The organism is Gordonia sp. NPDC003429 (assembly GCF_053588575.1).
The window spans coordinates 24,925-37,565 of record NZ_JBSFQF010000012.1 but is presented as its reverse complement, the minus strand read 5'-3'; the positions used below and the strand labels follow the sequence as shown (position 1 = coordinate 37,565).

Annotated in this window: 11 protein-coding genes; all 11 read left to right on the top strand. The window is 68.1% G+C overall.

Annotated features, from left to right (window positions below; all coding sequences use genetic code 11):
• Position 1 precedes the first annotated feature (1 nt).
• Positions 2-568 carry a dimethylamine monooxygenase subunit DmmA family protein gene (locus tag ACWDSI_RS15005; protein WP_449748021.1) on the top strand — a complete coding sequence of 189 codons (567 nt, stop codon included), beginning with the start codon at positions 2-4 and terminating at the stop codon, positions 566-568.
• Positions 565-1,566: a PDR/VanB family oxidoreductase gene (locus ACWDSI_RS15000; RefSeq protein WP_449757029.1), complete on the top strand. Its 1,002-nt coding sequence runs from the start codon at positions 565-567 to the stop codon at positions 1,564-1,566. Before ACWDSI_RS15005 ends, ACWDSI_RS15000 begins: the two co-directional genes overlap by 4 nt.
• Positions 1,542-3,110, top strand: coding sequence for a heme-dependent oxidative N-demethylase subunit alpha family protein (locus tag ACWDSI_RS14995; RefSeq protein WP_449757027.1), 1,569 nt, complete (start codon positions 1,542-1,544; stop codon positions 3,108-3,110). The genes ACWDSI_RS15000 and ACWDSI_RS14995 overlap by 25 nt, the downstream gene beginning before the upstream one ends.
• Entirely contained in the window at positions 3,107-4,111 is a 1,005-nt protein-coding gene (locus tag ACWDSI_RS14990; protein WP_449757026.1) for a PDR/VanB family oxidoreductase, read from the top strand. Before ACWDSI_RS14995 ends, ACWDSI_RS14990 begins: the two co-directional genes overlap by 4 nt.
• Positions 4,108-5,148, top strand: coding sequence for a heme-dependent oxidative N-demethylase family protein (locus ACWDSI_RS14985; protein ID WP_449757025.1), 1,041 nt, complete (start codon positions 4,108-4,110; stop codon positions 5,146-5,148). The genes ACWDSI_RS14990 and ACWDSI_RS14985 overlap by 4 nt, the downstream gene beginning before the upstream one ends.
• A 262-nt stretch (positions 5,149-5,410) precedes the next feature.
• Complete coding sequence (locus ACWDSI_RS14980; protein WP_449748026.1) at positions 5,411-6,757, top strand: ammonium transporter; 1,347 nt, start codon at positions 5,411-5,413, stop codon at positions 6,755-6,757.
• A 243-nt stretch (positions 6,758-7,000) separates the two neighbouring features.
• Entirely contained in the window at positions 7,001-8,356 is a 1,356-nt protein-coding gene (gene glnT, locus ACWDSI_RS14975) for a type III glutamate--ammonia ligase (RefSeq protein ID WP_449748027.1), read from the top strand.
• Between the two features lie 29 nt (positions 8,357-8,385).
• Positions 8,386-9,282: a glutamine amidotransferase gene (locus ACWDSI_RS14970; RefSeq protein WP_449748028.1), complete on the top strand. Its 897-nt coding sequence runs from the start codon at positions 8,386-8,388 to the stop codon at positions 9,280-9,282.
• On the top strand, positions 9,270-9,965 hold the full coding sequence (locus ACWDSI_RS14965) for a GltB/FmdC/FwdC-like GXGXG domain-containing protein (RefSeq protein WP_449748029.1): 696 nt from the start codon (positions 9,270-9,272) through the stop codon (positions 9,963-9,965). The genes ACWDSI_RS14970 and ACWDSI_RS14965 overlap by 13 nt, the downstream gene beginning before the upstream one ends.
• Positions 9,966-10,078: 113 nt before the next feature.
• The gene (locus ACWDSI_RS14960) at positions 10,079-11,431 is read left to right on the top strand and encodes an FMN-binding glutamate synthase family protein (protein WP_449748030.1); all 1,353 of its coding nucleotides are present in this window, start codon (positions 10,079-10,081) and stop codon (positions 11,429-11,431) included.
• On the top strand, positions 11,428-12,636 hold the full coding sequence (locus ACWDSI_RS14955) for an NAD(P)/FAD-dependent oxidoreductase (RefSeq protein WP_449757024.1): 1,209 nt from the start codon (positions 11,428-11,430) through the stop codon (positions 12,634-12,636). Before ACWDSI_RS14960 ends, ACWDSI_RS14955 begins: the two co-directional genes overlap by 4 nt.
• Positions 12,637-12,641: the final 5 nt, after the last annotated feature.

Here is a 12,641-nt window from a genome sequence, read left to right as displayed (position 1 = left end):
CATGTCGCAGATCGCCTATTCCAGCGTGCCCCTCTGGGCGCGTCCGGCGGCAACCGCCTCCACCGGCCTACCGGATGCCACGGGGACGTCGTATGTCCTTGTCGGGGTGGGTGAGTCGGAGCACTCCGATGCCGCAGACATCGTCCGGTCCTGGATCGACGCGCTGCCCGAGGATGCAGAGAGGCACGTCATTCTCGCCGACGTGGCCGGGGCCGCCACCGAACTGCGGTCGATCCTCACCCACGCCACCGTGGGCCTTCGGCTGCTGATCGCCGGACCCGTCGGCGCGTGCCTGCGACTGCGTGCGGAGGCCGTGCGTGCGGGACTCGAGGACGACGAGATCCACGTGGTCCCCACCTCGGCGGGCCAGATCGACGTCTTCTGCTCGCACTGCCGAACGGTGACCACCACACCGGCCGCGGTCGACGACACCATCGAGTGCTCCGGGTGCGGCCGCACGCTGCTCGTCTACTACCACGTGTCGCGCCGCACCGGTGCCTACCTCGGCTTCATGATCGACGCGGAAACCGCAGCCCCGCAACAGGTCTTGCAGGAGAACACGAAATGACCGCAACATTGCCGGGATCGTCGGACACCGACACCCCGCCGGGCGAGCGAACCCTGCGTCTGGTGGTCACCGCCATCACCGATCAGGCCCGCGGGATCCGTGGATTCACGCTCGCCGCCCCCGACGGCTCACCCCTGCCCGGATTCGTGCCGGGCAGCCACCTGGTGGTCCGCACCGGAGCGGCCGGTGCCGAGCGCACCAACGCCTACAGCCTCACGAGCGACGGCACACATCCCAGCGTGTACGAGATCTCGGTGCTGCGGGTGGCCGACGGTCATGGCGGCTCGGTGTGGTTGCACGGCAACGTCGCCGTCGGCGACACCCTCACCGTGTATCCGCCGCGCAGCGCCTTCGCGCCGGTGGCCCGCGCCGCCAAGCACCTGTTGATCGCCGGGGGAATCGGCATCACCCCGATCCTCTCGCACCTGCGCGCCGCGCGTCGCTGGGGCCGGTCGGTGCAGGTGCTCTACGCCTTGCGCCCCGGCGCCGCCGCCCACATCGACGAGGTGGTGTCGCTGGCCAGTCCGGCAGCCGAACTCTTCACCACCCGAGCCGATTTCATCACTCGCCTCGACGCCGCACTACGCACTCAGCCGCTGGGCACCCACCTCTACGTGTGCGGTCCGGCCGGACTGATCGACCACGTGGTCACCGCGGCGACGGACGCGGGATGGCCCGCCTCACGCGTGCACTTCGAACGCTTCGGCATCGACGCCCTCGACGCCGGCGATCCGTTCCGCGTGCACCTCACCACCAGCAGACGCACCCTCGACGTCCCGTCGGGCACCAGCCTGCTCGAGGCACTCGAGGACACCGGCATCGCAGTACCCAACCTGTGCCGGCAAGGCGTGTGCGGCGAATGCAAGATCCCGGTCACCGCGGGCGCACCCGTGCACCGCGACCTCTACCTGACCGACGACGAGAAGAACTCCGGCGAGGCGATCATGCCGTGCGTGTCGCGCGCCGGAGACGGATGCACCCTGGAGGTACCGCTGTGACCCTCGCAGCCCCCGCACACGAACTGATCGGGAACTTTCCGTTCCCGTTCCCCGAGGACGCCTACCGCTACAGCACCAACGTCGAACCGGCCGAACACACCGTGGTCACCGCCGCCGGCCAGTGGGGCCGGGCGGTGGTCGACGTCGACTCGGAGTACCAGGCCGAACTCGACGAGCGCGCAACGATTCTCGCCGCCGACCCCACCCGGCACGCGGTACTCCCACACATGCGCCCCGCCGCCTGGGACGCGATGGTCACCATGATGCGCGAACTCGCCGCCGCCTACCCCGACACGATGCGCCTGGAATCCACCGGGCCCGACACGTGGATCTGGCACAACTCCATCCTGGGCATCGAGCAGCCCTTCCGCTACGGCGACGACGCATCGCTCGGGGTGGAACCGTTGCGCTACATCACCTCTCAGGTGCAAGAGGACATCGCGCTGCTCGACCAGCGCGGCGACACCCTCTACGTCGACGCCGGTGTGGTCACCTTCGCCGCCGACTGGAGCTTTGGGTTCGACGTCGGGATGAGCTTCCTCGAGATCCACGGCCCGGTGCCGAGGGTCCGGCAGATGGGTGTCATCACCCGCGCCCATGAATTCCTGAAGCGACTGCAGCCGCACGAACCCTATCGCCGCACCAACTGGACGCTCACCATCGGCCGTCGGCTCGACGTCTCGACCGAGCTCTACCCCGAATGGGGACCCGACCGTGAGGCCATCGCGCATGTCGACGACGCCGAGTTCGGACGTCTCGTGCACCTGCGCGTCGAGGTGCAGCACCTCATCCGGCTGGCCGACTCCGGCGCCCTGATGTTCCTCATCCGGACCTACATGCTGCCGCTGGAGCAACTGGCCACCGTCGACGCGTGGCGGGAGCGCACCGCGAAGGTGCTCACCGACCTGCCCGACGACATGGCCGACTACAAGGGCATCATCAAGTACCGCACCCGGGCCGCCGAATGGCTGCGGTCCCACGGCGCATCGGCACCCCTCGACGCCACCGCGGACGCACCGCCCGAATCGGCTCCCGGACTGCCCATCTGGCCGTCGCGACCGCCGGAGGTCGACGTCACCGGGTCGTCGTTCCTGGTGGTGGCGATCGGCGGCGACGACGAGTCGGGGCACGTGGCGCGCGGCTGGGTGAGCACCGCCACCGGCGCGGGGGCCACCCGGCTCGTGGTACTCGACTCGATGACCGCCGACGCCGACCGCGCGCAACTCGCCGCCGCCCTGGCCGACACCGTCACCGGAACCCGCATCATGATCACCGGCGGACAGTACGACGTGATGACCGCGCTGGCCGCAGCGCGCGACGCCGGGGCCATCGCACCCGAACTGTCCTGCTACGTCACCCACACCCGTGATCTCCCGGTCTACTGCGCCCACTGCCGCAACGCGTTTCGAGCCGAGGGCATCCCGGGCGGAGTGGTGCGGTGCCCGGGATGTGACCGTCCGCTGGAGATCCACGAGCACCACTCCCCGGTGCTCGGCAGCTTCCTCGCATCCGCAGTCGACGCCCGTGATCTGGAGGAGTCATGACCCTGGCCCCCGACGCGCCGGTGCGCGCCCACCTGCACGACGGCTACCTCACCGCACCGCGGCTGATGCGGGTGGCGCAGGTGCGTCCGCTCACCTCCGCCATCACCCATTTCCGCTTCGTACCGATCGACGAATCGGGTCCGCTCACGCCGTATCAGCCGGGCAGCCACCTGATCGTCACCGCCGGCGAACACCGCAACGCATACTCGCTGGTCGACGACGGCATGTTCCCCACGAGCTACGGAATCTCCGTGCTGCGCAAGGAACCCGGCGGTGGTTCGGAGTGGCTGCACGAGAACCTCGTCGAGGGCGCCGTGATCGAGGTGGAGGGCCCGCGGTCGATGTTCGCGCCCGTCCTCGACCAGCACCACGCGCTCCTGGTGGCCGGCGGCATCGGCATCACGCCGATCCTCGCGCACGCCCGCGCCATCGCCGCCGGTCGCACGCGCTGCGACGGCGCCGAGATCGTCTACTCCTACCGGCCGGGTCACGCCGCGCACCTCGAGGAACTACGTGAACTCGCCGCGGGGGCGTCGATCACGCTGTACGAGGCCACTTCCGTCGAATCCACCGTCGAGGTGCTCACCGACCGGCTCGCGGCCCAGCCCCTGGGGACACACGCCTACGCGTGCGGGCCCGGGCCACTGCTCGAGGCGTACCAGCAACTCGCCGTCGATGCCGGATGGCCCAGCGCACGTGTGCATCTCGAACGATTCACCGCACCCGAACAGGATCCGGGCGATCCGTTCTCGGTGCGTCTGACCGGAATGGGAGTGCACATCGATGTGCCGTCGGGCGTCTCGCTGCTGCAACGCCTGCTCGATCACGGTGTGGCAGTACCCAATCTGTGCCGACAAGGGGTGTGCGGCGAATGCCGCATCCCGGTCCGGTCGGGGCAACTGACCCACCGCGACTTCGTACTGACCGACGAGGAGAAAGCCGCCGGCGACAGCATGCTGTGCTGTGTGTCGCGCGGCCAGGACATCGAGGTGGACCTATGACACTGGCAATCCCACACACCCCCACCGGAGCGGCGGCCGAATACCTCGCAGCGCCCGTCGACCATTTGTCGAACATCCCGTGGCCGTTCCCCGACGATCTCGAGGAGTTCTCCTACTCGGTCAACGTCGAACCGGCGCGGGTTCCGCGACCCACCCGGGGCGGCGAATGGGGCCGTCATCTGGTCGATCTCGGCGGCGCCGAATACCCACAGATCATGGCCGAGCGGCGCCGGATTCTCGACGAGGACCCGTCCCGTGTCCGCATCCGCCCCGGCATGGAGGTCGCCTGCTGGGATCTGCTGCTCTACTACCTGCGCGACCTCGCGCTGGACTATCCGCAGTTCATGCATCTCGACGAGAGCGGCGACGGCCGGCTGCGCTGGCGCAACGATCTGCTCGGCACCGATGCGGAATTCGCGCTGGGAGAAAATGATTCACTGCCCAACGGGCCGATGGATTTCCTCGCCCGCGAGGTGCCCGACGATCTGCTGCTGGTGGTGGAGCGTGACGGTCGGCTCTACTTCGATGCCGGCGTTGTCACCTTCGCCGCCGCGTGGTCGGTTTCATTCGACGTCGGCATGGACATGTACGAGATCCACGCCCCGGTGCCCGGACTGATCCGGCAGGGCGTGGTGGCCCGCGCCGAACAGTTCCTGCGGCGGCTGCCCGCCGACCAGGTGTACCGACGTGTCAACTGGACGCTGTCGGCGTCGGATTCACACAAGCTCGACGTGAGTCTGGAGGAACTGCCCGAGTGGGGCCGCGATGTCCCACTCATGGTGCGTCAGAAGAACTTCGGCGACGCTCGGCTGCGTATCGAGTTGGAACACTTCGTACGCCTGCCGATGTCGGGCGCGGTGACCTTCAACATCCGCACCTTCATGGCGTCGCTCGACGACGTCCGCCGCATCCCCGCCTGGGCCGAGCAGCTGGCCACGGTCATCGAAACCCTCGACGAGAACATCGCCGCCTACAAGGGCTTCCTCGACTACCGCGACGACGTGGTCGCCTACCTCCGCACCCCACCCGCTGGTTGAGCCCCAATGCTGGTTGAGCTTGTCGAAACCACCCCCCCGCCGGTTGAGCCCGTCGAAACCACCCCCGTCGCTGGTTGAGCCCCCTCGCTGGTTGAGCCCGTCGAAACCACCCGCCGGTTGAGCCCCAATGCTGGTTGAGCTTGTCGAAACCACCCCCCCGCTGGTTGAGCCCGTCGAAACCACCCGCTGGCTGAGCCTTCCACCCGCTGGTTGAGCCCGTCGAAACCACCCCGCCCCACCCACCACTCAAAGGACACCCCACATGGAACAAGTTGCCGCGCACGCGGATCTGTCATGGATGCTCGCCGCATTCGCCTTCCTGGTACTGATGATCCCCGGCCTCGCGCTCTACTACGGAGGCATGCTGGGCTCCCGAAACGTGCTCAACATGATGTCGATGGTCTTCGCGACCATGGGCATCACCTGCGTGATCTACGTGCTCTACGGCTACGGCCTGGTGTCCGGATCGTCGGTCAAGGGCTGGGGCATCATCGGTAATCCCAGCGGCTTCATCGGCCTGCAGGACCATCTCTCCGACGACGGGTCCGGCGGCGTCCAGGTGCTCTACATCGCGGCCTGGTTCATCCTCTTCGCAGCCATCACCGTGGCCATCGTCGCCAGCGGCGCGGCCGGGCGCATGAAGTTCTCGGCCTGGCTGGTCTTCGTACCGATCTGGCTCACCCTCGTCTACTTCCCGGTGGCGCACTGGGTGTTCTCCGTCGACACCGACACCACCACCGGTGGATTCCTCGTCAACAAGGTGGGCATCCACGACTTCGCCGGCGGCACCGCGGTCCACATGAACTCCGGCGTCGCGGCACTCGCGCTGGCCATGGTCCTCGGTGCTCGGCGCAAACGGCTCGAACGACCGCACAACCTGCCGATCGTCCTGCTCGGCGGCGGCATCCTGTGGTTCGGCTGGTTTGGGTTCAACGGCAGCTGTGCGGGCGGCGCCAACTTCGTCACCCAGTACGTCGTGCTGAACACCCTGCTCGCCGGAGCCGCAGGCATGCTGGGCTTCTGGGCCATCGAGAAGTGGCGCGAGGGCCACGTCACCGCACTGGGCTGCATCACAGGTGTGATCGCCGGCCTCGTCGGGATCACCCCGTCCGCCAACACCATGACCCCCATCGGGGCGCTGGTGGTCGGCATCCTGTCCGCGGCCGTTGTCGCCTACCTGCTCAGCTTCAAGAGCAAATTCAAGGTCGACGACTCGCTCGACGCCTTCGTCGTCCACGGCATCGGCGGCATCGTGGGCACCCTGTGCATCGTGCTGTTCGCCGCCTCGGCGGCACCGGCCGGGATCAAGGGCATCCTGTTCGGTGGCGACGCCGACATCGTCTGGCGCGAACTGACCGGCATCGTCGTGACCTGTGTGTTCTCCTTCGTCATGACCTGGCTGATCGCGAAGGCCATCGACAAGACGATCGGCCTGCGCGTCGACGAAGAGACCGAGACCGAAGGTCTCGACTCGACCATCCACGCCGAAACCGCCTACGAGATCCCGGCAGCAGGTGTGGGTCACGGTCCGGGTCTGGGAGGCATGCACCCCACGCGCGCAGTCGATTCCGTGGAGCGTGGTCTGACCGAGCCGGTCACAACCTCCTGACCCGCCCCCACACGGCGACCGAGAAGTCTGTCACCCGACCGCCCATGAGCGCACCGTCGAGCCCCGTGCCCGGCGCGCGCCGTGGGCGGTCGGTGCTGTCAGCGGTCGAGTTGTGGTCGATACCCACGTCTCACCGACGAGTAACACAAACGCAACACCCAGAGTGTCTACTAGGACTAGACAACGGTTCATACGAGTAGACATACTGAGAACACGCCCACCGAATACCCCCGGAGCACCTCCATGACTGACACATCCACCGCCCCCGACCTCGCCACGCTGTGTGCGCAGAGCGGCACCAAGTTCATTCTCGCCATGTTCGTCGACCTCCGCGGCAAGCCGTGCGCCAAACTCGTCCCGGTCGAGGCCGTGGACGAATTGGCCACCGACGGAGTCGGATTCGCCGGGTACGCGGTCGGCGCCATCGGGCAGGAGCCCAAGGACCCCGACCTCATGGCCATCCCGGACGTGTCGTCGTTCCTGCCGATCCCGTTCATCAAGGAAGGCCTGGCGATCGTCCACTGCGACCCGCACGTCAACGGCAAGCCGTGGCCCTTCGCCCCCCGCAACATCCTCAAGTCGGTCATCCAGCGCGCCGCCGACGCCGGCTTCGAACCATGGGTCGGCGCCGAGGTGGAGTACTTCCTGCTCAAGCGTGCGCCCGACGGCTCACTGACCACCGCCGACGACGCCGACGACTCCGATCGCCCCTGCTACGACGTGCGCGGACTGACCCGCATGTACGACCACCTCACCGCGGTGTCCACCGCGATGAACCAGCTGGGATGGAGCAACTACGCCAACGATCACGAAGACGGCAACGGGCAGTTCGAGCAGAACTTCGCCTACGCCGAGGCGCTGACCACTGCCGACCGGGTGATCACGCTGCGCTACCTGCTCTCCACGATCGCCGCCGAGCGCGGCATGGTGGCCACGTTCATGCCCAAGCCGTTCGCCGAGCGCACCGGTTCCGGTCTGCACCTGCATCTCTCGCTCACCTCGGCGGGTAACCCGGTGTTCCCCGGGTCGGTGGCCGAGGACGAGCGCGGACTGGGACTCTCACCCACCGCCTACGGATTCGTCGGCGGCGTGCTCGAGCACGCGCCCGCCCTGCAGGCGGTGATGGCACCAACCGTGAACTCCTACAAGCGAACCGGTGCCACCGCCACCCGCTCCGGAGCGTCGTGGGCACCGCGCGTGCCCACCTACGGCGGCAACGACCGCACGCACTACGTGCGCGTCCCCGACGAACAGCGCGTGGAGCTACGGGGCGGCGACGGTTCGGCCAACCCGTATCTCGCGATCGCCGCGGCGCTCGGTGCCGGACTCGACGGCATCAAGCGCAGTCTCGATCCCGGCGAGCTGGGCACTTGCCCGAGCCACGTCCCGTCGCTCCCGCTCACCCTGCTGCACGCCGTCGAGGCCCTCGACGCCGACGGGATCATCGCCGGCACCCTCGACGCCGCCGTCCCCGACGACTGGCCGGCAGACCAGCAGCGTGTGTCGCAGTACTTCTCGCATCTCAAGCGGGAGGAGTTCTTCGCCTGGCACTCCGACGTGTCGGCCTGGGAAGTCGACCAGTACCTCACCGCCTTCTAGGCCCTCCACCCCACACAGAAAGGCCCACCATGTGCGGCATCGTCGGGTTGCATCTGCGCAACCCCGATCTCCATCCCCGTCTCGGGGAACTGCTCACCGGCATGCTCGGTGAGATGCAAGACCGCGGCGCCGACTCCGCCGGAATCGCGGTGTACGGCAACCCCTCCTGGACACCGGCCGGCCACGGCTGCGTCTGCCTGCTGGAGGTCGACGTCGATCCGGCAGATGCCGCGCAGACCCTCACCGCGGCACTCGGCACCACCGTCGCCGCGCAACGCGTCGACGAAACCCTCCTGCTGTCGGCACCGCTGGACTCCGAGGATCTGCTCGCCGCGGCCCGGGCCGCCTACCCCGAGGCGCTCGTCGCTGGCTTCGGCGCCGACCTCGCCGTGCTCAAAGGCGTCGGCGCACCGCGCACCCTCACGCAGCGCTGGGGACTGGCCGACGCGTCGGGCTGGCAGGGGGTCGGTCACACCCGCATGGCCACCGAATCGGCGGTCACCTCCTCGGGTGCCCACCCGTTCGCCGTCGGCCCCGAACAGTGCCTGGTGCACAACGGGTCGTTCTCCAACCACGCCACCATCCGACGCGAATTGCGCGCCCAGGGCGTCGAATTCGACAGTGAGAACGACACCGAGGTCGGCGCCCGATTCGTCGCCCACCAGCTCGCCCAGGGCAAGGATGTCGAAACCGCGCTGAAAGAGGTGTGCGCCACCTTCGACGGCTTCTACACCCTGTTGGTGTCCAACCACGACTCGTTTGCGGTGGTCCGCGACGCCATTGCCTGCAAGCCCGCCGTCATCGCCGAGACCCCCGACTGGGTGGCCATGGCGAGCGAATACCGCGCCCTGGCACAGCTGCCGGGTGTGGAGAACGCCAAGATCTGGGAACCCGAACCGGAGGTGGTCTACGCATGGACTCGCTGAACACCGATCGCATCGTCTTCGATCTCGCCACCACGCCACTGCGAGAGGTCAATTCGGCCCTGCACGGCGAGATCTCCGGCGAGTTCGTGATCGAGCACCCGCATGGCGCCCACAGTGTGGCCGCCGGGGTGAACGCACCGGTCAAGATCACCATCGACGGCCACGTCGGCTACTACGCGGCGGGGATGAACCAGCGCGCGGAGATCATCATCAACGGCAACGCCGGCACCGGTGTCGCGGAGAACATGATGAGCGGCACCGTGGTGGTGAAGGGCAACGCGTCGCAGTCGGCCGGGGCCACCGCCCACGGTGGGCTGCTGGTGGTCGAAGGTGACGCCGCCGCACGCTGCGGCATCTCCATGAAGGGCGTCGACATCGTGGTGGGCGGCAATGTGGGACACAACAGTGCGTTCATGGCGCAGGCCGGCCGCATGGTGATCCGCGGCGACGCCGGCCACGGCCTCGGCGACTCCATCTACGAAACCCGGCTCTACGTCCGGGGTTCGGTGGCATCGCTCGGCGCCGACTGTGTGGCCAAGCCGATGCGCTCCGAGCACCTCGAGGAGCTCGCCGGCCTGCTCAAGGCTGCGGGCTTCAAGGACGACGATCCCGCCGCCTACACGCGCTACGGCTCCGCCCGCGAGCTGTACCACTTCCACGTCGACAACTCGTCGGCCTACTGACCGCCGATACCCGCCCCCTCCCTGAACAGCGCCCACCACCGGGCCGTCGCGGCAACATCTCCGCAGCCGTCCGGTGCGGGGCGGTCTTCAGGGGAGATCCACAGGGAGAATCCATGAACCTCAGCAACTCTCAGCGCGGACTGCGCGAGTCCGCGACCTTCGACCGCACCACCATCGCGGCCATCCAGCAGGCCGCATCCACCGGCATCTACGACATCCGCGGGTGGGGCGCCAAGCGCAAACTGCCCCACTTCGACGACCTGCTGTTCCTCGGTGCGTCGATGTCGCGGTACCCCCTCGAGGGTTACCGGGAACGCTGCGACACCGACGTCACCCTCGGCACCCGCAACGCCAAATACCCACTGCACCTCGACACCCCGGTCACCATCGCCGGCATGAGCTTCGGGGCACTGTCAGCCGGGGCCAAGGAGGCGCTCGGTCGGGGAGCGTCGGAGGTCGGTACCTCCACCACCACCGGCGACGGCGGCATGACCCCCGAGGAACGCGGCCAATCCAAGAACCTGGTGTACCAATACCTGCCGTCGCGCTATGGCATGAACCCCGACGACCTGCGCAAGGCCGACGCCATCGAGATCGTGCTCGGACAGGGCGCCAAGCCCGGCGGCGGCGGAATGCTGCTGGGCCAGAAGATCTCCGAACGAGTGGCCGAGATGCGCACCCTGCCCGAGGGCATCGATCAGCGCAGCGCCTGCCGCCACCCCGACTGGACCGGACCCGACGACCTCGCCATCAAGATCAACGAACTGCGCGAGATCACCGACTGGGAGAAGCCGATCTACGTGAAGGTCGGTGCCACCCGCACCTACTACGACGTCAAACTCGCGGTGCATTCGGGCGCCGACGTGGTGGTGGTCGACGGCATGCAGGGCGGCACCGCCGCCACGCAGGAGGTGTTCATCGAACACGTCGGGATCCCCACGCTGGCCGCCATTCCTCAAGCCGTGCAGGCGTTGCAGGAGTTGGGTGTTCATCGTGGCGGGTCGTCGGGAACCGACGGAGTCCAGCTCATCGTCTCCGGTGGCATCCGCAACGGCGCCGACGTCGCCAAGGCGATGGCGATGGGCGCCGACGCGGTCGCGATCGGCACCGCCGCACTGATCGCCCTGGGCGACAACGATCCCCGCTACGAGGAGGAGTACGAGAAACTCGGCTCGGCGGCCGGCTTCTACGACGACTTCCAGGACGGCAAGGACCCGGCGGGCATCACCACGCAGGACCCGGAACTCTCGGCGCGCTTCGACCCGGTCGAGGGAGGTCATCGCCTGGCCAACTTCCTGCGCGTGATGACGATGGAAGCACAGACCATCGCCCGGGCCTGCGGCAAGGCGCACCTGCAGCACCTGGAACCCGAAGACCTGGTGGCGATTTCGATCGAGGCATCGGCGATGGCACGGATTCCGCTGGCCGGAACCAACTGGATCCCCGGAGCGGGGGCAGGCTTGTGACCGCCCCCCACACCGCAACCTCCGACACCGCGTCGATCGTCATCGTCGGCGGCGGACTCGAGGGCGCCGCCACCGCATGGGCACTCGCCCAGCGCGGCATCACCGACGTCGTCGTCTGCGAACGCGACACCGTCGGCGGCGGCATGACCGGCAAGTCGTCGGGCATCGTGCGCTGCCATTACGGGGTCAGTTCGCTGGCTGCGATGGCCGCCGTCGGCCTCGAGGTGTTCGAGAAGGCCGACGAGATCTTCGGCACCGACATCGGCTTCCGGCAGACCGGGTACGTGGTCGGGGTCGGTGAACCCAACGTCGAGAACCTACGTAAAAGCCTTGCCGCACAACGCGAAGTCGGGGTGCAGACCGAGGAGATCGACGCCGCCGAGGTGGCCCGCATGTGGCCGGCCGCCGATCTCGCACCGTTCGCGGCCTTCGGTTGGGAGGAACGCGGCGGCTACGGTGACGCCTACCAGACCGCGCAGGCCTTCGCGGCGTCCGCACGCGCCGCGGGTATCCGGATCAGGCAGGGCACCATGGTCACCGGACTGATGCTCGACGGCGATCGGGTCACCGGGGTCACGCTCGCCGACGGCTCCAGCATCGCCGCCGACACCGTCGTCGTCGCCACCGGGGTGTGGACCAAGCCGTTCCTGGCCGCCTACGGCGTGGACGTGCCCATCACGGTGCACCGCGAACAGATCGTGATGATCGATCCGGGCACCGATCTCGGTGCGGTGCCGGTGTTCTCGGATCTGGTGTCGTTGCAGTACGTGCGCCCCGACGTGCGCGGCGAGATCCTGTTCGGCAACTCCGACCTTGCCGAACTCGAGGTCGCCGACCCCGACAACTACCTCAACCGCGCCGACGAGGACTTCACCGACCTCACCGTCGACAAGGTCAGCACCCGCTTCCCCGATCTCACCGAGGCAGCGATCACCAGCAGCTACGCTGGCTGCTACGACGTGACCCCCGACTGGAATCCGGTGATCTCTGCGGGCCCGCTCGACGGGTTGGTGATCGCCGCCGGGTTCAGCGGTCACGGCTTCAAGATCTCGCCCGCCGTCGGACGCCTCGTCGCCGACATCGTCGTCGACGGTCGCAGTGGCGACCCGCGGATTCCCGAGGCCGATTTCCGGTTGTCACGCTTCGCCGAGGGGAAGCCGCTCACCACACGGTTTCCCTACGTCGGCGCCGGCGAGATGCGCTGAGCGGC

Excerpts from the sequence above, each read along its gene's own strand:
- ACWDSI_RS15005 (WP_449748021.1), top strand. The coding sequence starts at position 2 with ATGTCGCAGATCGCCTATTCCAGCGTGCCCCTCTGGGCGCGTCCGGCG.
- ACWDSI_RS15000 (WP_449757029.1), top strand. The coding sequence starts at position 565 with ATGACCGCAACATTGCCGGGATCGTCGGACACCGACACCCCGCCGGGC.
- ACWDSI_RS14995 (WP_449757027.1), top strand. The coding sequence starts at position 1,542 with ATGCACCCTGGAGGTACCGCTGTGACCCTCGCAGCCCCCGCACACGAA.
- ACWDSI_RS14990 (WP_449757026.1), top strand. The coding sequence starts at position 3,107 with ATGACCCTGGCCCCCGACGCGCCGGTGCGCGCCCACCTGCACGACGGC.
- ACWDSI_RS14985 (WP_449757025.1), top strand. The coding sequence starts at position 4,108 with ATGACACTGGCAATCCCACACACCCCCACCGGAGCGGCGGCCGAATAC.
- ACWDSI_RS14980 (WP_449748026.1), top strand. The coding sequence starts at position 5,411 with ATGGAACAAGTTGCCGCGCACGCGGATCTGTCATGGATGCTCGCCGCA.
- glnT (WP_449748027.1), top strand. The coding sequence starts at position 7,001 with ATGACTGACACATCCACCGCCCCCGACCTCGCCACGCTGTGTGCGCAG.
- ACWDSI_RS14970 (WP_449748028.1), top strand. The coding sequence starts at position 8,386 with ATGTGCGGCATCGTCGGGTTGCATCTGCGCAACCCCGATCTCCATCCC.
- ACWDSI_RS14965 (WP_449748029.1), top strand. The coding sequence starts at position 9,270 with ATGGACTCGCTGAACACCGATCGCATCGTCTTCGATCTCGCCACCACG.
- ACWDSI_RS14960 (WP_449748030.1), top strand. The coding sequence starts at position 10,079 with ATGAACCTCAGCAACTCTCAGCGCGGACTGCGCGAGTCCGCGACCTTC.